The organism is Achromobacter sp. GD03932 (genome assembly GCF_029839485.1).
Classification (GTDB): Bacteria; Pseudomonadota; Gammaproteobacteria; order Burkholderiales; family Burkholderiaceae_B; genus Achromobacter; species Achromobacter bronchisepticus_A.
The window spans coordinates 305,709-327,265 of record NZ_JAOCAT010000001.1 but is presented as its reverse complement, the minus strand read 5'-3'; the positions used below and the strand labels follow the sequence as shown (position 1 = coordinate 327,265).

Here is a 21,557-nt window from a genome sequence, read left to right as displayed (position 1 = left end):
GCGCTCCGGCGGCGGAAATTTGCCCGCGGACAGCCCGGGCCAGCACGGGCCGTCCTGTGGCGGGATGAACTGAACTCGACATGAAACGACCTCTCTTTGCGCGCCCAGGCGCTAACGGTGGTCGAAGCATGCCAGCGGGATTTGCCCCCGTGGACCCAGGGAAATCCACTATGCAGGGATTTTGCGGCGGCTCGGCAAGTTCCAATCAAATCATTGATTCAAAAGGAATTTATGGAACAGAAAAAGCAAGGGGCGCAGGCATGCGATAACGGGGTGTTATGACGCCTGCGCAAAGATTGATAGCCAGCGGCGAGGCCCGCCGCCGCCCTTGCGGCGCGCCACCGACGCGGCGCTGCTAGACTGCCCCTGCTCCCTACGACAGACCGCCCCGCCGCAGGCACCTAACCATGCGCTTCATCGACACCGAACAAACCCGCGACGCCCTGTCCTTCGACGCCGTCATTCCCGCCCTGCGGGAGGCCTTCCGCGGCAGCGCCACCGTGCCGCCGCGGCATGTCCACGCCATCCAGTCGGGCAATGCGCACGGCACCTCGCTGATCATGCCCGCCTGGAGCGACCGCGGCTATTTCGGCGTGAAGATCATCAACATCTTCCCCGAGAACACCCACCAGGGCCTGCCCGGCCTGCACGCCACCTACAACCTGTACAGCGCCACCACCGGCGTCCCGATAGCCCAGGTGGACGGCGACATCGTCACCGTGTACCGCACGGCGGGCGCGGCCGCGCTGGGCGCGGATTATCTGGCGCGCGCCGACGCCAGCACGCTGCTCATCGTGGGCTCCGGCCGCATCGCCGGCCTGGTGGCGCAGGCCATGCGCACGGTGCGCCCGATCCAGCGCGTGCTGGTGTGGAACGTGCGTGCGGCCGGCGCCGAGAAGCTGGCCGGCGAGTTGCGCGCGCAGGGCTTCGATGCGGCAGCCGCCGCCGACCTGGAAAGCGCCGCGCGCCAGGCCGACATCATCAGCTGCGCCACCCTGTCCACGGTGCCGCTGATCCACGGCGCCTGGCTGCGCCCCGGCGTGCACCTGGACCTGATCGGCAGCTTCAAGCCCGAAATGCGCGAAACCGACGCGGCCTGCTTCGATGGCACCTCGGTCTACGTGGACACCAGCGAGGCGCCCACCAAGTCCGGCGACCTGCTGGCCGCCTTCGAAGCCGGCGCGCTCAAGCGCGAGGATATCCGCGGCGACCTGCACCAACTGGCCGCCGGTGAACTGCCGGGCCGCCGCGACGATCAGGAAATCACCGTGTTCAAGGCCGTGGGCAGCGCGCTGGAGGACCTGACGCTGGCGACACTGGTGTACGAATCGGTCAGCGGCGAACGCGCCTGAGCCCGCAGCGCCCGCGCCGCTATTCGAAGCCGCGCGGACCCAGCGCCTGGACCATGTAGTCGATGAAGGATTTGATGCGCGAAGAGATCGCGGTGTTGCGGTAGTACACCGCGTTGATCGGCTGGCGCACGTCCTGCGTCTGCTTCACCAGCAGCTGCTGCAAGGCGCCGCTGGCGCGGTCGCCACGCGTCATGAAATCGGACAGGCAGACGACGCCGCCGTCGTTCAGGGCCAGTTGCCGCAAGGTTTCGCCGCTGAACGCGCGCACGTGCGGCTTGATGTGCAGGGCCTGGCCGTCGGCCTCCAGCAGGGGCCATTCGTTCAGCGCTTCCAGCTGGCTGAAGCCCAGCAAAATGTGCGAAGCCAGATCGGCCACGCGCCTGGGCGTGCCATGCACGCCCAGATAACCGGGACTGGCCAGCACGCGCACGCGGCTGTGGCCCAGCGGCACCGCATGCAACGATGAATCCTTCAGGCGTCCGATGCGGATGGCCAGGTCGGTGCGGCGCTCCAGCAGGTCGATGTTGCCCTCGTTGCTGTTGAGCTCCAGTTCCACCTGCGGATAGCGCTTGCGATAGCCCGGCACCAGCGGCGCGATCACGTGCAGCATGAAGGGCGAGGCCGCATCCACCCGCAAGCGACCGGCCGGCTGGTTGCGGCGCAGGCTCATCAGCTCCTCGCTTTCCTCCACCGCGGCCACGATCTTGCGCGCCTGCTCCAGGTAGGCCCGGCCTTCCTCGGTCAGCTCCAGCCGCCGCGTGGTGCGGCGCATCAGCGTGGTCTGCAGCTTCTCTTCCAGCCGGCTCATGGTCCGGCTGGCGGCGGAAACGGTCTGTCCAAGCACGTCTGCGGCAGCGGTGATGGAACCGCTGTCCACAATGGCGATAAAGACCTGCATTTCATCGAGGGTCGTCTTCATTCTTGCATTTATATCAAAAGTCTTTCGTGAATACCGGACTTTTTCCGCAAGTATCCGCCAGGCACACTGCAGGCATTCCCGGGCATCTGCGCCCGGATCCGCGAACCCATCAGGAGTTACCCATGAGCATTCCCGCCTTCGGCGTCGGCACCTTCCGCCTGCAGGGCCAGGCCGTCATCGATTCCGTGCGCAACGCGCTGGATCTTGGCTACCGCGCCATCGACACCGCGCAAATCTACGAAAACGAAGCCGAAGTCGGCCAGGCCATCGCCGAATCCGGCGTGCCGCGCGAAGCGCTGTTCGTCACGACCAAGATCTGGGTTCCCAACTACGCCCGCGACAAGCTCATCCCCAGCCTGAAGGACAGCCTGGCCAAGCTGCGCAGCGACTACGCGGACCTGACCCTGATCCATTGGCCCGCGCCCGGCAACGGCGTCGCCATCGACGAATTCATGACCGCGCTGGCCGAGGCCCAGGCGCAAGGCCTGACCCGCCAGATCGGCATCTCCAACTTCCCCATCGCCGAAACCCGTGCCGCCATCGCCGCGGTGGGCCGCGAGCAGATCGCCACCAACCAGATCGAACTCAGCCCCTACCTACAGAACCGCAAGCTCGCCGCCTTCCTGCAGGAACAGGACATTCCGGTCACGTCGTACATGACGCTGGCCTATGGCAAGGTGCTGAAGGATCCGGTCATCGGCCTGATCGCCCAGCGGCATGACGCGACACCCGCGCAGGTCGCGCTGGCCTGGGCGTTGCAACTGGGCTATGCCGTCATTCCGTCGTCGACCAAGCGCGAGAACCTGGCCAGCAACCTGCTCGCCCAGGACCTGCGGCTGACGGACGAGGACATGGCGCAGATCGCGGCGCTGGAGCGCAATGGGCGCGAAGTCAGTCCCGAGGGCCTGGCGGCGCAGTGGGATTAAGCCGCACATAGTGCAAACGCACCATTGCAAATTCATGGATTAATACTTTCGGATACTAGCGAAGCAGAGTAGGCGCGCCTATATATCGCAGCTACGGGCGCAATCTTTGCTGTCGTCATATTGTCTTGCCTGAAACCGCCGCCCTCGCGCTGAAAGCCTGTCTCCACTGGAGTACGCCATGGCTGCAAAGAAGCAAGCGGGGCGCGCCGCCCCGGCACGCAAGACGGCGGCAAAGCGGCAGCCCGCCGCGGCCGGCACGGCAGCGGCCAAGACGCCCGGATCCACCCCGAAACGCAAAAGCCGCGCACTGCCGCCTGCGCTGCCGTTTCGCCGCACGGCCAAGCCTGACGCCTTCGACGTCCGCGATCTCCCATTTCGCCCAAACATCTCGGTCACGCCCAAGACCGAGATGATTCCCGCGATGGGATTGACCGTGAAGCACCAGGAAGACACCTCGGCCTGCACCGGCTTCGCCTTGTCCACGGTGGTCGAATACCTGCTGCGCAAATCGGAGCGCGAACCGCGCCCGGCCATCTCGCCATTCATGCTGTACTCCATGGCCAGACGCTATGACGAGTTCCCGGGTTCCGTCGACGACACGGGATCGAGCCTGCGCGGCGCGCTCAAGGGCTGGTTCAAGCACGGCGCGTGCGCCCAGGAACTGTTTCCGGCCCTGGCCATGCCGGCTGCGGCCAACGAAACCGCCGACGACTGGTGGCTGGACGCCGTCAAGCGCCCGCTGGGCGCCTATTACCGCATCGACACGCGCAACATCGTCGAAATGCACGCGGCGCTCAACGAGGTCGGCATCCTGTACGCCAGCGCGGGCTGCCATGCCGGCTGGGACGACGGCCATGGCGTCACCCCGCAGAAGGCGCCTTCCACGCCGGGCGCGCAGCCATTCTGGATCATCCCGCCCGACAAGCAGGACTCCGCCACCGACGGCCACGCCTTCGTCATCGTCGGCTATACCCAGGACGGCTTCCTGATCCAGAACTCCTGGGGCGAGGAATGGGGCACCCATGGCCTGGCGGTGCTGACCTACGACGACTGGATGCGCAACGCCATGGATTGCTGGGTGGTGCAGCTGGGCGTGGTCACGCATGAGCACACCAAGATCTCGAACAGCATCACCCTGCGCACCGAAGGCAAGCGTGTCACGCTGGCCGCGGGAACCGTGCTGCGCAACCGCGAGCTCTCTCCCTTCATCGTCAACGTCGGCAACAACGGCAAGCTCAGCAACAGCGGCACGTTCCGCACCACGCCCGACGACCTGCGCGCCATCGTCGATGTGCACATGAACGCCGCGCGCGAGAAGTGGGGCTTGAAGGACAGGCCCATGGACGTCTGCGTGTACGCACATGGCGGCCTGGTGGGCGAAGAAGATGCGGCGGAAGCCGCCGCCGAATGGATCCCGCTGCTCTACGAGAAACAGATCTTCCCGGTCTTCCTGATGTGGGAAACGGACTTCATCACCACCGTGAAGAACATCATCCAGGACGCCGCCCACAGCGTGCCGCGCACCACGGGCGGCCTGGGCGAGCGGCTGGAGCGCTGGTGGAACCAGCGCCTGGAACGCTGGCTGGCCAGGCCTGGCACGGTGATCTGGGGCGAGATGAAGCAGAACGCCCAGGCCATGAGCGAACCGACGCCCAAAGGCATGGCGCAGGAAGAAGCCGCGATGATCATGCTCTACAAGCACTTCAAATCGCATGTCAGCCAGGGCCGCGTGCGCCTGCACATCGTCGGCCATTCGGCCGGCGCCATCGTCGCCAGCCACTTCGTGCACCGCTTGACGGCTGACGGCGGCGAGCTGGAATCGCTCAACCTGATGGCCCCGGCAGTCACGCTGGACACCTTCCAGAAATTGGTCGTGCCGCACCTGAAGACGCGGGTAAAACGCTATCAACAGTTCCACCTTTCCGACCGGGCCGAGGAAGACGACCCCACCTGCGGCCCGTATCGCCGCTCGCTGCTCTATCTGGTGAGCGAGTCCTTCGAAGGCGGCACCACCACGCCGCTGCTGGGCATGGAACGCTATTTCCGCGATGCCGGCATCGCTTGCGACGCCGTGCACGTCTCGCCCGAAGGCAGCCCTGCGCCCGGCTCCGCCAACCCGCCCGTGGCAGCCAGCACGCATGGCGGCTTCGACAACGACAAAGGCACCCAGCAGCAGATCATTGCGTTCATCAAACGTTGAGCCGGCAGCCGCGCCAGCAACCGCGGCAGGCAGGGAGGGCTTGGATATGTTTGAGATTCCTCAGGCACAGACGGATCTGGAGCATGACCAGTACGTGCGCGTACCGGCGTCCGCTTCGATACCGGGCGATCCCGCGGAAATGCTGCGGGTAATGTCGCGAGCGGGCGTGCCTTGCCTGCTGCTCGGCCAGAACGGCGCAATCCTGGACGCCAGCGATGCGCTCGACCCCAGCGTCCAGGAGTTCCGCGGCCGCGACGTCGCCGAAGCCTATGGCCTGGGCACGGCGCTGACGATGGGTAACGGCGCCGTCGACGGCATCTACCAAGCCAGGGACGGCGCGCCGGTGCCCGCGCAACTGGTGCCGCTGTGCAAACTGGAAAGCGGTGAACTCGTGGTGCTGGTCAACGACGGCACGCCCTTCAGGAAAGCCGAGTCGCGCCGCTTCGAACGCACGCCCTATGCCGTGTTCCGTCTGGACCTGGAGGGCGTGGTGCGCTTTGCCAACCGCGAGGCGGCCCGCGCGCTGGGCCAGAAGCTCGACGAGGTCTGCGGCGAGCCTCTGGCCCGCCATTTCCGCAAGAGCGACGCGCCCCGCATCGCCGATGCCATCCGCTGCTGCGCCCGCAATCAGGAAGGCGATTCCATGGTGGCCGTGATCGTCGCCATGCCCGGACGCGACGGCGAAGAGCGGTTGTTCCAACTGGTCATGACGCCCGACCCCGCGCCCAACGGCGAGCTGCTGGGCGTGATCGCCATCATCCAGTCGCGGGCGCTGGAGTCCGCCCGCGACGAGATTCGGCGCATCGCGCTGGACCCGGCCATCAGCGGTTGGCGCCTCAAGCTCGATGCCATCCTGGAACAGATCCGTCCACTGGTGCCATTCGAGCACGCCGTGTTCGGCATCTACGACGCGCAGGTGTCGCTGTTCCGCGCGATTGCGGTGCGGCCAGAAGGGGTGGAGCTTTGGCCGGCGCGCTGGATGGAGCTGCCGCCCGCGATCCGGCCCTTCCTGGATTCCGGCCAGACCTGGATCGAGGAGATGGAGCCCTTCGTCAGCGGCCACGACTTCGAGCCGGGCGACGAAATCGTGCGCCGCTATCGCGACATGGGCATGCAAGCCAGCGTCACGCTACCCGTCACGCGCCAGGGTGGCTATAGCTCAGCGCTGAGCCTGTGTTCGCGCCAGCCGGCGCAGTATGGCCAACGCCACTTGGATATCCTGCGCGCCCTGGACCTGGAGCCGGTGCTGATGCGCTTCGAGAAAGAACGCGACGACGAACGCACCCTCTTCGCCGAGTCCTTGCGCCAGACCATCATGACGGCAGATTCCTTGCGCACGGCGGCGCGGGACATCGTGCCCAGGCTGGCCCAGTTCTTCTCCTGGGACTACGTGGCGCTGTTCCGCGTGAACCGCAAGGAAAGCCGCTACGAGATCGTGACCCAGCACAGCCTGGCGCCCGAATACGCGCTGCCCGACGGCTACCTGCAGCCCATCGAGCGCGGCATGCTGGGCCAGACGCTGCGGCAGCGCCAACTGCTATCCCTGGATGACGTGGGCGACGCCGACGATCCCAGGAACGACTACACGGGTCCGCCGCGTCCCCTGCGCTCGGCCATGACGGTGCCGATCCGCCTGAACGGCCGCATCCGCTGGCTGCTGGACGTGGAGTCCTCGGTATCGCATGCGTTCAAGGGACCCGACGCCGACGACCTGCTGGAGATCATTGCGTCGCTGGAAGAGGGGCTGGACCAGCACCTGCTCAGACAGACCAAACAAAGCCTGATGGCCGAAACCGAACAGGCCGTCGTGTTCGTCGGCCGCGAGGGCTCCATCATCGAGATGAACCGGGTCGCGGCCGACATGCTGGGCGCCGAACCCGGCCGCTGCCTCGAAGGCGAGACGCCGGTGTCGATCACGGCCTTCGCGCTGCCGGACGACCCCGCGGCGCAAGGACTGCTGAGTTCGGAGGCCGGCGTCAGGCGCGAACGCATCGAGCTGCGCGGCGCGGGCGGGCAGCCGCGCTCGGTGCTGGCGACCCGGACGGACCTGGATCCCAGCCTGGACATGTCGATCTGGTTCTTCACCGACATCGCCGACATGAAGTGGGCGCGCGACATGCGCTTTCTGCGCGAAACGGTGGCCGAAATCGCCGAACAGACCCGCAGCCCACTGGCGCTGGCCTGCAGCCTCGCCACGCAGACCGCCTTGCTGCACGAGGACGCGGCGCGCGGCGAGCAGTCCGAAGCCATCCTCGCCAAGGCTCAGAACCTCGGCCAACGCATCGTGGCGGAAATCGGCAAGGTGGACATCACCTTCGAACGGCTGGCCAGCGCCAACGAAGCGCGCCGGCAGGCTCCGCCCGAGCATGCCCGCGTGGCGCTGCACGAACTGCTGACGCGGGTCATCACCGCCTTTCCGCAGCGGGACCAAGGCCGCATCGCGCCTTTGGCCCAGGCGGGCGCGGCGGGCGGACCCATGGTGCATGCCGACGCCGAAGCGTTATCCGCAGCCTTCCGGTCCATTCTGGCCTATCTGCTGCGCTGCCGCTCCGACGACGCCCGCGTGGAAGTCGACATCAGCGACGACCCGGATGGATGTTCGGTACGCCTGGGACTTAGCGCGGAACAAGCCTGGGACAGCGACCAGCGCACGCACGCCGTGCCCGACGATGCGCTCCTGAACGCGGAACGCGCGGCCCACGATGGCGCCGGCCTGGGCATCGCCCAGATCGTGCGTACCATGCAGGCCCACGGCGGCATGCTGACGACGGACCCGCCCATGGCCGAATCCGCGGCCCCGCCCTCGCAAGCGTATGAATCCGTTCTGCCGCCGTGGCGTTCGTTCACCCTGCGTTTCCCTTCCCGGTCGGGCTAAAGGAGACTGCGATGGAACAACCTGCACAGAACAGCAGCTGGATCCTGCTTGCCGGCGGCGACGATGGCGACGAGGAATGCTGGGCCGACCGCATCCAGCAACTGCCCAGGCACGAGCAAAAATACCCGCGAATCAAACCCTTCATCGGTGCGCCGTTCCAGCACGTCTTCGACCTGGGCAACACGCGGCAGGAGATCGAGCGTCATGGGTCGCTGCCGGGCCTGCTGATCATTGACGCCAAGCCCGCGCCCCAAGGCGGAAAAAAAAAGAAGAGCGGCGCGACGGTGGTCGAGGTGCTGGAGTGGCTGGCCGAGCAGGCGCCCGTACCCGTGTTGATCGTAACGGAGGATCCGTCCGAGGCCCTGCAGCGCTGCGCGCTTGAACGACCCGAAAGGCTTATGTGGAGCAACGAGCCCGGCAAGACGCGCGACGGCAGCACAGCGCTCGCCAGGGCGCTGGACAGCCTGGCGGCCACCACTCAACCCCGCCGGCTGATCATAGAAGTCGCCGAAAAAGCGGTCCGATACCGGCTCCAGTCCGGCCCGCACGAATTCAGGTCGCCGGAACTTCCCTATAAGCGGCAATCCGATATCGATTCGCTGCTGATGCGCGTCGATCAGTTCTCGCCCTATCTTGGCAGCCAAAGAGTGGCCAATTGGCTGGAGTCGCTCAGCGACATGGGAAGGCAGGCGTTTGACGTGATGGTGGCCGACACGGTGGGTCCGCCGATCGCCACGCTGATCCAGCTCGCCCGCGACCAGGAAGGCGTCGTGCCCGCCGACAAACTGGCCTGGGCCGACCTGCGATTCGATTTCAACGTGTCGGACCGCCAGAGCGCGGCCTTCTTCAGCTTGCCCTTCGAACTGAGCTGCAACGCCAGTATCAAGGCCAGTGAGCGGCGCTACCTGTGCCAGCGCATACCCATGGCCCGACGCCTGCACATGGAAGGCATGGACTCCGCCAGCGATCAGGAGGAGACCGTATCCCGGCCGGCCGGCCCCCTGCGCCTGCTTTTCATCGGCGCGAACTTCAGCGGCGTCATCTCGTTCCAACCGGAAGATGGCAGCAACGATATCCCGAGCGTCACGCTGAAACCGCTGACGGCCGTCGCCGAGGAGCTCGCAAACCTGCAAGCCCTGGCCAAGCGTCTGGACGGCCGCCTCGTGGTCGAGGACGTGCCGCCGCTCACCGGCTATGAGCTGCAGGATTACCTGGAAGAAAAGGTGACCGGCGGCGGCTACGACATCCTGCACTACTCGGGCCATTCCCATTCCGTGGGCGACAGCACCATGCTGGTATTGCCGGGCAGCCAGGCCGGCAGGGGCCTGCAATTGTCCATACGCCTGGTCGGCAGCTGGATGAAGGCCGGCAATTGCAAACTACTGGTGCTGTCTTCATGCAGCGGCGCTTCAGTGCGTACCGCGCTGGAGGTCATGCGGGCCGGCGCCATGGGTGTCCTGGCGTTCCGCTGGCAGGTGGAGGATCAAACCTGCGCCCGCTTCATCAGGCGCTTCTACCTCGCTTATTTCGACCTTGCCAATACCCAAGGATTCGCGGAAGCCTACCGGCGCGCCTGCGCCGGCTCGCACGACGAGGCCAGGGGCTCACCCACCTGGGCCTCCGCGCTGGCGATCGTGCGCGACTGAGACCAGCCACCAGGAGTACACGCCATGACTTCCCTATTCGGCATGCTGCGCAAGATCGGCGACCTGGGTTCGTCCACGGACGGCATGGGCGGCTTGGTGCCGACCGTGCCCGCGGGCCGCAATTACTATGCGGAGATCGATCCGCCGCCCGGCGCCGCGTCCTTGGGCGAGCGTGGATTGAATGGGGAAGCCTTCGTCCCCGGGCAATGCTATTTCAGCGTACGCATGGTCGAGATGCGCTTGACCGACGCCGGCAACTACATCGCCGCTTTCCTGCCTCTGTGCGCCTTCTTCCTGCGCTACACCGAAGCGGGCGCGCAGCGCGAGATTCCCTACGTCGTCGGCTACGAGGCGATCCAGCAGGCGATGGGTGAGACGGCGCCAAAATCGGGCGGGGGCAGGGTGGTTTTCCGAAACGTCTACATCGCCCGCAACGTGCCGTACAACAGCGACGGCCTGGAGATGTTCGCCGCGCTGTGCCGCTTCAGCGACACCGGCCTCACCCGCGGCATACTCGACTTCGTCTCCACCACGGTCAGCATGTTCGGCGGTGTAGTGGGTGGCGCCGTCGTCAAGGCTGGAGAAGGCCTGCTCAAACCGCTGAGCAAGCTGTTCGGCACCGACGGCGCCAGCATCCGCTTCGGCATTTTCGACGGCATGGCGCTGCGCCGCAGCGGCTATCGCGTATTGGCGGGCGCGGACTCGCAAGACAAGCTGCAGGGCCTGCAACTGGTCGACGGCGTGCTGCACCGGCAAAATGGAAACGGCGGCCTGGAGCCCGTAAACGACGTGGACTACCTGGTGCTGGCTTTCGAGCAACGCGCCACGCTGGGGGAGGACATGTTCAGCGCCGCCACGGCCTTGCCGTTCCATCGCAAATGGACCGAAATGACCACCGCGCTGGTGAACAAGAACGCCGCGGCCGCCCGCGCCGCATTTCAATCGCTGGCGGTCGACATCGCCGCCTCGCCGCTGCTGATCGAACGGGACCGCTTCGCGCTGCTGGCGGCCTACGCGAGCGAAAGAGAAAAATGGAAGTCCAGCAGTATCCTGAGATCCGCCAGTGACGACAGCAACATCGCTTCCGCCGTTGCGGACAAGCAAAAGGCCGCAGCCGACAGAAGCAGCGCCATCGCGCAACCGCTGGAGGCAGCCATGGTCCTGCTGGCGACCTCCGCGGTCCGCGACTCCGACTCGACGCAAGCCGCAGCCGAACAAGCCGATGCATCGCTGGCGCAGGCGCTCTCCACACTGCTCGCTACGCTGGAGCCCGACGTGGACGGAAAAGCCGGCACCGCACCCGACGCCCTGTCCGGCGCATCCCGGGAAATGTTGTCGGCGATCCTGGAAGAAAAGCCCTAGCGGCTGGCTAGGCCGCTATCTCAGCACCAGCGTCGCGCCGATCACCTTCATCGTCGGCATCAACTGGCGCCAGGCGTCCTTGGGCATGGACGCCGGCCGGCGCAGCTCGGCTGCGGCGGGATCGTCCAGCAGATCGCCCTTGCAGGCGAACACGATGCTGTTGGTCATGTCGTCATCCACCACCTCGAACATGGACGAACCGAACGAGGCGCGCACCCGGTCCATGTATTCGTGATGATCCGGGTGATTGACGTGGAAGTTGATCACCAGGATGCCGTTCTTACGCAGGGCGCGGAAACAATCGGCGTAGAACTCCGCCGAGCACAGCGGACCCGGAATCCCGCCGATGCCGAACCCGTCCAGCAGGATCACGTCCGCATGGTCCGACAGGCCCCGCATGTAGTCGGCCGCGTCGGCCTGGAGCACGCGGAAGCGGTCGTCGTCGCGCGGCACCATGAAGGCTTCGCGCAGGGCAATGACTGCCGGATCGATTTCCACCACGTCGATAGCGCTGTCCGCCAGATAGCGATGGCAGAACTTGGGCAGCGAGCCGCCGCCCAGACCCACCATCAGAATGCGGGCGGGTGCCGGATTGAAAAGCACGAAGCCCATCATCATCCGCGTGTACTCCAGCTCGAGCGCATCGGGGTTGAGGGTGGACATGCTGCTCTGGATTTCCTGCTGCGTGAAATGCAGGGTGCGGCGAGTGCCCGAGTTCTGGACAAAGGGCCGCGGAAGTGCCGCTTGCGGCTCAGCGGGCGAGAAATCTGAGGAGATTTGGGCGTCGTCGGACATGAAACGGGGTGGCGTGCAGGAAAATGGGAAAGATACCATTGCGCCGTGTACCCACCCGGCGATGTAGTCTCTTTGGCTGATACCGACACCCATGATTGCAGCGTAAGCTCGCCGTGCAGGAAGCTGAGCGCCCGGCTTCGGAACGCGGACCCAAGGCAATGGCTGGCTTACATACCCATTACGACACGCTCCAAGTTTCGGAAAACGCCAGCGATGAAGTCATCCGCGGCGCATACCGTTATCTCTCGCAAAAGTGGCATCCGGACAAGAATCCTGACAAGCCCGAGGAAGCCAAGCGCGTCATGGCGCGCCTGAACGAGGCCTACGCGGTGCTTTCCGATCCGAAACGGCGTCAAGAGCATGACGCGTGGATTGCCGAGCAACGCGCCGCTGGCGCGCCCGGCGGCAACGGCAGCGGGACGAACGGGAAAGCACCGCCCGATTCCGGATCCACCGATACGCTGCGCGACTATTACGCCACCGAAATCGCCAAGGGACGCAATTTCTGGATATGGCCGCTGGCCTTCATCGGTTGCGCCATGGCGTTGGGCTTGGCCGCCAACCTCGTTCCATCGCTGGCCAGCCTGCTGATGAAATACCGCTACCTCACCCTGCTGCTGCTGCTGGCCGGGGCATCCGCGGTGACGACCTCGGCCAGGAAAAAACACCGCGATCAACTGCTGCAACAGCACGAGACGCGGATTCTGGAGCAGCGGTACACGGAACACATGCGGCAGAAGACCGTGCGGCAGGTGGTCATCGGCGTCTCGGCCGTATTGGCAATCGGCGGCCTGCTAGCCTATTACGGCATGGGCTGGAATGAACGGCAAGACCAGCTCCAGGCCGCCAAGCCGGACAGCAAGAAGCCAGCGCCGGCCAAGCCCGCATCCCTCCAGATCGAGAACGCCTGCGGCCGCGACTTGAGGTTCGCGGTGCACTATCTGCCCGACGGAGGCGAATGGCGCACCGAAGGCTGGTGGAACGTGGAAGCCAACAGTTCCACCGGCCTGCGCGGCGACCTGGGATTGATCGAATCCACCAACGCCATCTTCTACTACTACGCCGAATCGCTGGACCGGAAGATAGTCTGGCAGGGCCGCGACGACGACGAGACCGACGCGACCTATGCGTTCAAGGGGCGCAACTATCGCTTCGACCGGGTTCGCCTGGCCCGCGGCGCCGATGGCAGCTATCAGCTCAAGCTCACCTGCTAGCGCATCGGCCGCCGATGCTCAGACCAGCAGCACCGGACAAGGCGCGTGGGCAATGACCCGCGAGCACACCGACCCCAGCAATGCGTCCAGGAACGGCGCCCGATGGTGCGACCCCATCACGATGGCCGTGGCGCCCACCTTGATCGCATGCGCCACGATCTTGTCCGGCGTGTGGCCGGTAAGCTCGTGGCACTCGAAACCAACCTGGCCCGCGCGCAGGATTTCGACCACGGACTTCATTGCCTTGTCGCTCTCTTCGTGGTGCCAGGCGTCGATGTCGGCCTGGCCGATGAAGGCTTTGACATCGCCCGTCACGTCCGGCTCGCAATGCAATACGTGCACCGTGAAGTCCCGGTTCAGCAAAGGGCCCTCAACCAGGTAGCGCGCCGCGGCATCGCTATGGCTGGACCCATCGGTGGCAAGAATGATCGTGTTCATGACAGATCTCCTGTTCGTGGACTTCATCCCTTATGGCGCGCGGCCCTGGCCGCGGCCCGTCTGGGCAGGATCAGGCTGGCGCCCACGGATGCCAGCAGGATAAGGCCTACCGCCCCTAGCGACCACTGCACCGGCACATGGAACCATGGCGCGGCCAGCATCTTGCCGCCGATGATGATGAGCACCGCGGCAAGTCCGTGCTTGAGGTAGCGGAAACGCTCGCGCATGTCGGCCAGCAGGAAGTACAGCGCCCGCAGGCCCATGATGGCGAAGATATTGGAGGTGAAGACCAGGAACGGGTCGGTGGTGACGGCGAAGATGGCGGGAATGCTGTCCACCGCGAACACCACGTCGCTCGCCTCTATCATCAACAGCACGACGAACATGGGCGTGGCATGCCGCAGGCCGCCGATGCGCACGAAGAACGACTCGCCGTGATAGTCCTTGGTGATGCGCATGGACGAGCGCAACAGGCGCACCAGCGGATTGCGGGCAATGTCCGGCTGATGGTCCGCCCGGGCCAGCATCCTGGCGCCGGTCGCCACCAGCAGCACGCCGAACACATAGAACAGCCAGTCGAACTTCGACAGCAGCCAAACGCCCGCCAGGATCATGCCGACTCGCATCACGATGGCGCCCAGCACGCCGTACAGCAGCACCCGGCGCTGCAATTCCAGCGGCACCGCAAAGTAGCCGAAGATGAGCGAGAACACGAACATGTTGTCCACGGACAGGGACAGTTCGATCAGGTAGCCGGTGTAGAACTCCAGTGTCTTGCGGTGCGCAATGTCGCGCCCCAGGGTGGCATCCAGATACCACCACATCAGAGCGCCGAACAACGCCGCCAGCGCCATCCAGACGCCCACCCAGAACAAGGCTTCACGGGGCCGCACGCGGTGCGCATGCCGGCCGCCCAGCACATACAGATCCAGCGCCAGCACGACCAGCACAAAGGCTACGAACCCCGCCCACATCGGCATGGTGGCAAAGGTCTCGACCTGATTCATCAGGACCTCCCGCCGTCGCTGCAAAGCCGCTATGCGACGGCCATCGGTACACAGTGCATGTACGAATCCAGTCTAGAACTTCCGGATGCGCCGAACAATTCGCCTGGGTCGAACTGATGGTCAGGTTTTTTGGAACCGTCGCGGCGCGTGGAGCACCGGCATCGGCAACTCAGCCCAGGTACTCCACGTTGCCGCAAACGGAAATGCTCTGGCCGCTGATGATGGCGCCTTCGTCCGAACACAGGTAGGCCACCTGATTGGCCACGTCCTGCGGGCTGGTCATGCGGCGCAACGACACCTTGTCCACAAGCTGCTCGCGCATCGCGTCGTTGCTCACGCCAGCAGCCGCGGCGCGGGCGGCAATGACCCGTTCAACGCGGTCGCCCGACACCACGCCCGGCAGCACGGAATTGACGCGGATGTTCGAAGGCCCCAGCTCCATGGCCCAGGTCTGCGTCAGGCCGGCCAGGCCGAACTTGCTGGCGCTATAGGGCGTGCGCAGCGAAAAGCCCAGCCTGCCCGCGACGGACGAGATGTTGACGATGGACCCGCCGCCTGCCGCGCGCAGCAACGGCACGGCGCTGCGTGCGCACAGGAAGGTTCCCGTCAGATTGACATCCAGCGTGCGCTGCCAGGCGTCCAGCGTGGTTTCCTCCAGCCGGTTGGTCGGGCCGGCCACGCCGGCATTGTTGACCAGCGCGTCGAGCTTGCCCCATTTCTTCGCCAGTTCTCCGAACATGGCCTGGACTTGCGCCTCGCTGGATACGTCCGTCACGCTGACGCCCAGGCGCGGATGCGCGGCGGCAGCGGCCTTGCACGCCGCTTCGTCCACGTCGCAGACGTGCACCTCGGCGCCCGCCTCCAGAAACCTGCGCGCGATCGCCAGGCCTATTCCTTGCGCGCCCGCGGTGACGAGGACGCGTTTTCCTTGCAGTGAATTGCTCATGGCGGTTCCTGTTCAGAGCGCAAACTCGGGACGGATGCCGCTTTTGAGCGGCAGTCCCAGGATCTCGCGCGCCTCCGCGGGCGTTGCGGGCTCCATGTCCATTTCACGGATGATGCGCACGATGCGCTCGGTCAGCTGGACGTTGGTGGCCAGTTCGCCGTGGCGGTAGTACAGGTTGTCCTCCAGGCCGACCCGCGCATGGCCGCCCAGCAGCAGGGCGGCCATGTTGGCCTCCAGCTGCGCGGGGCCGATGCCGCTGACGCAGAAGATGCTGTTCCTGGGCAGCAGGTCCACCATCATCTGCAAATGCCGCACCGAAAATGGCATGGCGTTCTGGAAGTTGCGATGCACGTTCATGACCAGGTTGATGAAATGCGGCCCTTCGTCCAGTCCCTCTTCGATCAGCGTCGTGGCATCCTGCAGGATGTGCGTGGGGCTGAAGACCTCCCATTCGGGCTTGATGCCGCGCGCCTGCATGCCAGCGGCCAGTTCGCGGGCCTTGGTGAGCGGCGTGTTCATCAGGTATTCGCGGTCGCCGAACGCCAGGTTCAAGGTCGTGGCGTCCAGCGTGCACATCTCGGCGCCGGCGTCCATGCCCTTGAGCCGTTCTTCCCACAGGATCTCCCACGTTCCCGGAGAGGTTTCCTTGACCATGTCGCCATGCACGCCGCCGCCGGTCGAATTGTTCAGCACGATGTCGCAGCGGTCGCGGATGAGCCGGTTCATCTGCCGGTACACCGAAGCGTCGCAAGTCGCCTGGTCGTCGGGACGGCGCGCATGCAGCGCCACCACGCTGGCGCCCGCGTTATAGCAGCGGTACACGTCCTCCGCGATCTCCAGCGGCTGCGTGGGCAGGTGCGGATTCTGGCTCTTGAATGCCATGCCCCCGGTCGGGGCGATGGTCACGATGACTTTGCGTTTGCTCATGAGGTTCACTTCCAGAGCGCGCAGCGGCTCTCTTCCTTGGTGGTGAAGGCCTGGTTGCCGTCGATGGTCTGCACGACGTTGAAGTAGTCCCAGGGTTCCTTGGACTGTTCCGGCGTCTTGACCTGCAGCAAGTACATGTCGTGCACGACGCGGCCGTCCGGCCGCACTACGCCGTTCTTGATGTAGACGTCGTTCAGCTTGTTCTCGCGCAGATAGGCCAGCACGCGGTCGGCGTCATCCGTACCCGTGGCCTTGACCGCGCGCAGGTATTGCAGCGCGGCGGAGTAATCGGCCGCCTGCAGCGAGGAGGGCATGGCCTTGCGCTTTTCAAAGAAGGCGCGGGCCCAGGCGCGGGTCTCGTCCGATGCGTTCCAGTACCAGCTGTCCGTCAAATACATGCCTTGCGAGGCGGGCAGCCCCATGGCGTGGATGTCGTTGATGAACATGATCAGGCCGGCCAGGCGCATCGTCTTGGTGATGCCGAACTCATTGGCGGCCTTGATCGAGTTGGTGGCGTCCGCGCCGGCGTTTGCCAGGGCCAGGATCTCCGCCTTGCTGCTTTGCGCCTGCAGCAGGAACGAAGAAAAGTCGCTGGCCGATAGCGGATGCTTGACCGATCCGACCACCGTGCCGCCGCCGGCCTGGACCACCTTGGTCGTGTCCGCCTGCAGCGCGTGGCCAAAGGCATAATCGGCCGTCAGGAAGTACCAGCTCTTGCCGCCCGCTTTGACCACGGCCGCGCCCGTTCCGCGCGCCTGCGCCACGGTATCGTAGGCGTAGTTCAGCGTGTAGGGCGTGCATTGTTCGTTGGTCAGCGCCGGGGCGCCCGCGCCCACCACGATGATGGGCCGCTTCTTGTCGGCCGCAACCTTGGACATGGCCAATGCCGTGCTGGAATTGGTGCCGCCGATCAGCATGTCCAGGCCCATCTGGTCGAACCATTCCCGTGCCTTGGCCGAGGCGATGTCCGCCTTGTTCTGATGGTCGGCCGTCAGCAGTTCGATCTTCTTGCCGTTGATCTCGCCGCCCATCTCCTGGATCGCCATCTTGATGGCCTCGGCGCCGCCCGGGCCGTCCGGCCCCGAGTACACGCCCGACATGTCGGTGATGAAGCCGATTCGAATAACATCGTCTGAAATCTGCGCCTGGGCCGCAGGGGCGTGCAGCAGCGTCACGGCCAGGCCGCAGGCCAGGGCGCTGCGGGACATCATGCCTTGCATGGGCAACATGCTTGTCTCCTCTTGTGGGTTTTGGCGTCTGGGACCTCGGCTATTCTGGTGCCGGCCCCAGACCGCGGACAGTCATCATGGTGACAAAGCACCCTAGGGTTTACCTGAGCGGCACCACAACGGCTACGAAGGAGGCACACATGGGCGAACGGCTTGCCGACGCCGGCGACGAACCCCTGAGCGCGCGGCGGCGGCGCACGCAAGGGGCGGTGGACAAGATGCTCGACGTCGTCCCTTGGTACAAGGGCTTGCCGGAACTCGAACGCGACCTGATCCGCGCGGAATTGCGCGTCGTGACGCTGGCCGCGGGCCAGTTCCTGTTCCGCGCGGGCAGCCGCTCGCCGGGATGGTACGGCGTGGTGCAGGGGCTGGTGAAATGGTCCTCGCCGGGCGCGGACGGCAAGTCCCTGTCTCTGGCCGGCTTCAGCACCGGCAGCTGGTTCGGCGAAGCCACCATGATCCGCCGCGAGCGGTTCGAGTACGAGGTGGTCGCGCTGCGGCCCAGCCAGATCGTGATTCTGCCGCGCGAGACCTGTGAACGTCTCTGGAACAACAACATCGAGTTCACCAAGGCGCTGATGATGCATCTCGCGCAACGCGTGGACTGGCTGATGAGCAGCTTCACGTCCAACGTGCTGCTCGACGTCGACACCACGGTGGCGCGCGCCGTCGCCGCGCAGTTCAATGCGGAGAGGCATTCCGGCACCAACGGACGCCTGAAGGTTTCCCAGGAAGAAATCGCCGGCCTGTGCGGCATTTCGCGGCAACGCTGCAATGCAGCGCTTGCGAGGCTAGCTCGCGCGGGCGTGCTGGAAACCTACTATGGCGGGCTGGCTATCCTTGACGTGGACGAGTTGCACCGGCTTGCCAATATCAAGAAGAGCGCCTAGGAAGCCGGCGCTGACGGTACAAGAAAAGATGCCGGTCAGAACAGAAATTCTGTCTTTTCGCCCATAGGGGACAACTTTATAGTTGCCGCGGAAAAAACAGCAAACCGCATATCCGCACTTGAGGAGTCCCCCATGAAAGCCCCGTCCGCGCCCTCTGTTTCGCTCCTGGAACCCTATGTCGGCACAGAGGACCTGCCCCTGTACACGACCACCGTGTCCGTGACTGGCGGCGTTTCCGGACACGGCAGATCGTCGGGCCGCGCGATCTCCAACGACGGCGAACTGGAACTCGAACTCAGGTTGCCCAAGGAGCTTGGCGGCAACGGCGGCGGCACCAATCCCGAGCAATTATTCGCGGCCGGCTTTGCCGCTTGCTTTCATGGCGCCATGAAGCTGGTCGCCATGAAGAACGGTGTCCCGCTGCCGGCGGATTTCGCCATTCACTGCACCACCACTTTCGCGCGCGAAGCGTTTGACGGCCTGTTCTGCATCAAGGCCAGGCTGGAGATTTCCTTGCCCGGACTGCCGAAGGACCTCGCCTTGGCGCTGGTCCACGAGACGGAATCGATCTGCCCGTACTCGAAGATGGCGGACCAGGGGATCGCGTCGTCGGTGCATCTGACTTGATCATGGCCAGCGCCCGCCCCGCGCACTGATTACCCGCCTCCGGAGCTGGAACCCCGCCTCAGCCACGAACTTTCTTGAGCAGGGCCTCGGCCTCTTGCCTGCGCCCCCGATCGGCGAGCTCGCGCCCAGGGCGCGCGGGCGCACGCAACGCCTTCTCCAGATATGGGGCCGCCTCCGCATTGCGGTTCCGGTAAACCAGATAATCCGCATAGAAATAGTTGGGATCTATGCCATCCGGATTGATCGCAAGCGCCTGCTGCAACAACGCCTCGGCCTTCTTGTTGTCCCCGAAGCCGACCGGCCAGCCAGGAACCTTGTAGTACAGCACACCGAGGCTGTTGAGCGCGGACCCGCTTAACGCGTTGCTGTCGATCTGGATCGCAGTCTCGTATTCGGCCTTGGCCTGCTTCGCGATGCCAAGCGCGCCCAGCCCGCCCTTGGCCCCAGCCCAGGAACTCAGGATGATGCCTTCCCAGATGTGAGGCTCGGCGCGGTTGTTGTACTTCGCGGTCACGGCATGCGCCTTCTGCGCCAGGGCTTCGAAGCCGGTCTCCCGCTTCGCTTCCGGCATCTGATACTGAATCTCCGCCCACTCCTTTTGCAAGGCGCCGATGGCGTTGTCCATGTCGGCCGGCTCCGCTTGGGCTGCGGGAAGAAAGGAATATGCGCTCATGGCAAGCATGGCCGATGAAGCGTAACGCAGGAAAGCTCTGCGGATCATGATGAGACTCCTGATTGCGGCGGCGGCGGCCTCAAGGCGCGCCGATGCTTGGTGAATGCGCCATCGAGCAGGCGCGGAAAGAGTGCGTTGAGCCGGACCGCCAGGGCTTCGAACAGGCCGGCGTAGCGCTGGGCCGTCTCCGCTTCCAGCATGCGCAGCACGGCACGGGCGACCGCCTCCGGGCTGTCCGTCGGCGATCCGGTCGCCTGGTTGAAGGCGATGACGTCAGCCGCATTGAAGGGTGTATCGATGGCGCGCGGGGCGTAATACTGGACACGCACGGGAGAGTCCGCGAGTTCGCGTCTCAGGGATTCCGTATAGACACGCAGGGCTGCCTTGGACGCGCCGTACGCCGCAAAGCCGGGAACGCCCAGGCTGCCCAGCACGGAGCCTATGTTCAAGACCTGAGCGCGTGGCTGGCCAAGCAGCACGGGCAGCAGGCTGGCGGTCAACAGCATGGGCGCGATGGCGTTTGTATCGAAGATCTGCTGGGTCTGCTCAGGGTCCATCGCGCCCGCCGCGCCAAACCCCGCGACCGCCGCGTTGTTGATGAGCACGTTGGCGCGACGCGCCGCGGCGGCATCCGCAATCGCCGCCCGCCCTTCCTGCGTGGTGATATCCACCACGAGGGCGTCTACCGCGCTGCGGTCATGAGCATCCAGGCTCAATGACTTGGCCAGTTCCAGCGTGGGACCGGCGCGCCTTCCGACCAGCAACACGCGCGCTCCTTCGGCGCGCAACATGCGTGCGATGGCGCTGCCCAACCCGCCGGCAGCTCCCGTAAGCACGACCGAGGCCTGATTGATCTTCATGCCGGCACGCTCCCGGCCGCGGCTCGCGGCAGTCCGCGGAAGATCGCACCGTACAAGCGGTAGAACATATGCGCCGCATGGATGACGGCCGCCTGATCGTCGGGATGCTCCAGCCGATTCATCAATTCGGCGAAATGTGCGGTGTGCTCCTGATCGAGCATGCCATGCGAGCGCAGATAGCTGAAGGCCGTTCCGGACAGGCCCAACGCCTGCTGGATCCGGTCCGCAGCGTTCAGAGCCAGCGCGACGCTCGTTCCCTCCAATACGTGGACCATGCCGAAGAAGCCCACGGGGTTGTTCCGCATGATGGTGTCGTAGGCGTAGGCCACCATGATTTCCGTATCCGGGCCGGGGCCCGCGCACTTGATCGCCTCAGCGTCCGCACCCGCCGCGCGCAGGTCGTTCAGTATCCATTCGTCATGGCCGGTTTCCTCCTCGATGTATTCCTCCAGCGCCGCGTCCATCCATGCCAGGCGGCCTGGCATGCGGGTGCGGCACGCGTGCATCAAGGGCACCGTGTGCCGCACATGGTGATAGGCCTCGGCCAGGAAGCGGATGTATGAAGGCAGCGCGACCTCGCCGCGCAGACAGTCCTGGATGATGGGCGCCTGGACCAGCGCTTCCCGGCTGCCCCGCGTTGCGTCCACGAGAGAATCGAAAAATGGCATTTT

Annotated in this window: 19 protein-coding genes; 9 read left to right on the top strand and 10 right to left on the bottom strand. The window is 65.2% G+C overall.

What is annotated here, in order from left to right:
* Positions 1-407: 407 nt before the first annotated feature.
* Positions 408-1,352 carry an ornithine cyclodeaminase family protein gene (locus tag N5C88_RS01525; protein ID WP_059376984.1) on the top strand — a complete coding sequence of 315 codons (945 nt, stop codon included), beginning with the start codon at positions 408-410 and terminating at the stop codon, positions 1,350-1,352.
* Positions 1,353-1,371: 19 nt separating this feature from the next.
* On the opposite strand, the gene N5C88_RS01520 is transcribed toward N5C88_RS01525, so the two are convergent.
* A complete protein-coding gene (locus tag N5C88_RS01520; protein ID WP_059376982.1) occupies positions 1,372-2,271 on the bottom strand; it encodes a LysR substrate-binding domain-containing protein in 900 nt (299 codons plus the stop codon).
* A 122-nt stretch (positions 2,272-2,393) separates the two neighbouring features.
* On the opposite strand from N5C88_RS01520, the gene dkgB reads away from it, so the two are divergent.
* The 5 genes from dkgB to N5C88_RS01495 all read left to right on the top strand — a co-directional run bounded on the left by dkgB (position 2,394) and on the right by N5C88_RS01495 (position 11,280).
* Positions 2,394-3,197, top strand: a complete 804-nt coding sequence (dkgB, locus tag N5C88_RS01515; RefSeq protein ID WP_280014514.1) for a 2,5-didehydrogluconate reductase DkgB — start codon at positions 2,394-2,396, stop codon at positions 3,195-3,197.
* Positions 3,198-3,375: 178 nt separating this feature from the next.
* Positions 3,376-5,397 carry a hypothetical protein gene (locus N5C88_RS01510; protein WP_280014513.1) on the top strand — a complete coding sequence of 674 codons (2,022 nt, stop codon included), beginning with the start codon at positions 3,376-3,378 and terminating at the stop codon, positions 5,395-5,397.
* Positions 5,398-5,443: 46 nt separating this feature from the next.
* Positions 5,444-8,272, top strand: a complete 2,829-nt coding sequence (locus N5C88_RS01505; protein ID WP_280014512.1) for a PAS domain-containing protein — start codon at positions 5,444-5,446, stop codon at positions 8,270-8,272.
* Positions 8,230-9,918 carry a CHAT domain-containing protein gene (locus N5C88_RS01500; RefSeq protein WP_124260359.1) on the top strand — a complete coding sequence of 563 codons (1,689 nt, stop codon included), beginning with the start codon at positions 8,230-8,232 and terminating at the stop codon, positions 9,916-9,918. Before N5C88_RS01505 ends, N5C88_RS01500 begins: the two co-directional genes overlap by 43 nt.
* A gap of 24 nt (positions 9,919-9,942) precedes the next feature.
* On the top strand, positions 9,943-11,280 hold the full coding sequence (locus N5C88_RS01495; protein ID WP_280014511.1) for a hypothetical protein: 1,338 nt from the start codon (positions 9,943-9,945) through the stop codon (positions 11,278-11,280).
* Positions 11,281-11,295: 15 nt separating this feature from the next.
* Here N5C88_RS01495 and N5C88_RS01490 read toward each other — a convergent pair whose 3' ends face one another.
* Complete coding sequence (locus tag N5C88_RS01490; protein WP_280014510.1) at positions 11,296-11,943, bottom strand: fused MFS/spermidine synthase; 648 nt, start codon at positions 11,941-11,943, stop codon at positions 11,296-11,298.
* A gap of 290 nt (positions 11,944-12,233) precedes the next feature.
* Between N5C88_RS01490 and N5C88_RS01485 the strand changes: the two genes are divergently transcribed.
* Positions 12,234-13,289: a DnaJ domain-containing protein gene (locus tag N5C88_RS01485; RefSeq protein WP_280014509.1), complete on the top strand. Its 1,056-nt coding sequence runs from the start codon at positions 12,234-12,236 to the stop codon at positions 13,287-13,289.
* Positions 13,290-13,307: 18 nt separating this feature from the next.
* On the opposite strand, the gene N5C88_RS01480 is transcribed toward N5C88_RS01485, so the two are convergent.
* The 5 genes from N5C88_RS01480 to N5C88_RS01460 all read right to left on the bottom strand — a co-directional run bounded on the left by N5C88_RS01480 (position 13,308) and on the right by N5C88_RS01460 (position 17,827).
* The gene (locus N5C88_RS01480; RefSeq protein ID WP_118932288.1) at positions 13,308-13,727 is read right to left on the bottom strand and encodes a universal stress protein; all 420 of its coding nucleotides are present in this window, start codon (positions 13,725-13,727) and stop codon (positions 13,308-13,310) included.
* A gap of 23 nt (positions 13,728-13,750) precedes the next feature.
* Complete coding sequence (locus tag N5C88_RS01475) at positions 13,751-14,734, bottom strand: TerC family protein (RefSeq protein WP_118932287.1); 984 nt, start codon at positions 14,732-14,734, stop codon at positions 13,751-13,753.
* 169 nt (positions 14,735-14,903) lie between these two features.
* Positions 14,904-15,680 carry an SDR family oxidoreductase gene (locus N5C88_RS01470; protein ID WP_251878557.1) on the bottom strand — a complete coding sequence of 259 codons (777 nt, stop codon included), beginning with the start codon at positions 15,678-15,680 and terminating at the stop codon, positions 14,904-14,906.
* 12 nt (positions 15,681-15,692) lie between these two features.
* Positions 15,693-16,607 (bottom strand): 3-keto-5-aminohexanoate cleavage protein, encoded by a 915-nt coding sequence (locus N5C88_RS01465; RefSeq protein WP_192330587.1) that lies wholly within the window; start codon positions 16,605-16,607, stop codon positions 15,693-15,695.
* Positions 16,608-16,612: 5 nt separating this feature from the next.
* A complete protein-coding gene (locus tag N5C88_RS01460) occupies positions 16,613-17,827 on the bottom strand; it encodes an ABC transporter substrate-binding protein (protein WP_118932351.1) in 1,215 nt (404 codons plus the stop codon).
* Positions 17,828-17,976: 149 nt separating this feature from the next.
* Here N5C88_RS01460 and N5C88_RS01455 point away from each other — a divergent pair, with 149 nt between their 5' ends.
* Positions 17,977-18,726, top strand: a complete 750-nt coding sequence (locus N5C88_RS01455) for a Crp/Fnr family transcriptional regulator (RefSeq protein ID WP_223283354.1) — start codon at positions 17,977-17,979, stop codon at positions 18,724-18,726.
* A 132-nt stretch (positions 18,727-18,858) separates the two neighbouring features.
* Entirely contained in the window at positions 18,859-19,353 is a 495-nt protein-coding gene (locus tag N5C88_RS01450; protein ID WP_059376950.1) for an Ohr family peroxiredoxin, read from the top strand.
* 58 nt (positions 19,354-19,411) lie between these two features.
* Here the strand turns inward: N5C88_RS01450 and N5C88_RS01445 are convergent, their stop codons facing one another.
* The 3 genes from N5C88_RS01445 to N5C88_RS01435 are packed head-to-tail and all read right to left on the bottom strand — an operon-like array spanning position 19,412 to position 21,554.
* Entirely contained in the window at positions 19,412-20,074 is a 663-nt protein-coding gene (locus N5C88_RS01445; protein ID WP_059376948.1) for a hypothetical protein, read from the bottom strand.
* Positions 20,071-20,886, bottom strand: coding sequence for an SDR family oxidoreductase (locus tag N5C88_RS01440; protein WP_059376945.1), 816 nt, complete (start codon positions 20,884-20,886; stop codon positions 20,071-20,073). Before N5C88_RS01440 ends, N5C88_RS01445 begins: the two co-directional genes overlap by 4 nt.
* A complete protein-coding gene (locus tag N5C88_RS01435; RefSeq protein ID WP_059376942.1) occupies positions 20,883-21,554 on the bottom strand; it encodes a biliverdin-producing heme oxygenase in 672 nt (223 codons plus the stop codon). Before N5C88_RS01435 ends, N5C88_RS01440 begins: the two co-directional genes overlap by 4 nt.
* Between the last annotated feature and the right edge of the window lie 3 nt (positions 21,555-21,557).

What these genes read in the sequence shown, in the direction of transcription:
- N5C88_RS01525 (WP_059376984.1), top strand. Translation starts at nt 408, where the DNA reads ATGCGCTTCATCGACACCGAACAAACCCGCGACGCCCTGTCCTTCGAC.
- N5C88_RS01520 (WP_059376982.1), bottom strand. Translation starts at nt 2,271, where the DNA reads ATGAAGACGACCCTCGATGAAATGCAGGTCTTTATCGCCATTGTGGAC.
- dkgB (WP_280014514.1), top strand. Translation starts at nt 2,394, where the DNA reads ATGAGCATTCCCGCCTTCGGCGTCGGCACCTTCCGCCTGCAGGGCCAG.
- N5C88_RS01510 (WP_280014513.1), top strand. Translation starts at nt 3,376, where the DNA reads ATGGCTGCAAAGAAGCAAGCGGGGCGCGCCGCCCCGGCACGCAAGACG.
- N5C88_RS01505 (WP_280014512.1), top strand. Translation starts at nt 5,444, where the DNA reads ATGTTTGAGATTCCTCAGGCACAGACGGATCTGGAGCATGACCAGTAC.
- N5C88_RS01495 (WP_280014511.1), top strand. Translation starts at nt 9,943, where the DNA reads ATGACTTCCCTATTCGGCATGCTGCGCAAGATCGGCGACCTGGGTTCG.
- N5C88_RS01490 (WP_280014510.1), bottom strand. Translation starts at nt 11,943, where the DNA reads ATGTCCACCCTCAACCCCGATGCGCTCGAGCTGGAGTACACGCGGATG.
- N5C88_RS01485 (WP_280014509.1), top strand. Translation starts at nt 12,234, where the DNA reads ATGGCTGGCTTACATACCCATTACGACACGCTCCAAGTTTCGGAAAAC.
- N5C88_RS01480 (WP_118932288.1), bottom strand. Translation starts at nt 13,727, where the DNA reads ATGAACACGATCATTCTTGCCACCGATGGGTCCAGCCATAGCGATGCC.
- N5C88_RS01475 (WP_118932287.1), bottom strand. Translation starts at nt 14,734, where the DNA reads ATGAATCAGGTCGAGACCTTTGCCACCATGCCGATGTGGGCGGGGTTC.
- N5C88_RS01470 (WP_251878557.1), bottom strand. Translation starts at nt 15,680, where the DNA reads ATGAGCAATTCACTGCAAGGAAAACGCGTCCTCGTCACCGCGGGCGCG.
- N5C88_RS01465 (WP_192330587.1), bottom strand. Translation starts at nt 16,607, where the DNA reads ATGAGCAAACGCAAAGTCATCGTGACCATCGCCCCGACCGGGGGCATG.
- N5C88_RS01460 (WP_118932351.1), bottom strand. Translation starts at nt 17,827, where the DNA reads ATGCAAGGCATGATGTCCCGCAGCGCCCTGGCCTGCGGCCTGGCCGTG.
- N5C88_RS01455 (WP_223283354.1), top strand. Translation starts at nt 17,977, where the DNA reads ATGGGCGAACGGCTTGCCGACGCCGGCGACGAACCCCTGAGCGCGCGG.
- N5C88_RS01450 (WP_059376950.1), top strand. Translation starts at nt 18,859, where the DNA reads ATGAAAGCCCCGTCCGCGCCCTCTGTTTCGCTCCTGGAACCCTATGTC.
- N5C88_RS01445 (WP_059376948.1), bottom strand. Translation starts at nt 20,074, where the DNA reads ATGATCCGCAGAGCTTTCCTGCGTTACGCTTCATCGGCCATGCTTGCC.
- N5C88_RS01440 (WP_059376945.1), bottom strand. Translation starts at nt 20,886, where the DNA reads ATGAAGATCAATCAGGCCTCGGTCGTGCTTACGGGAGCTGCCGGCGGG.
- N5C88_RS01435 (WP_059376942.1), bottom strand. Translation starts at nt 21,554, where the DNA reads ATGCCATTTTTCGATTCTCTCGTGGACGCAACGCGGGGCAGCCGGGAA.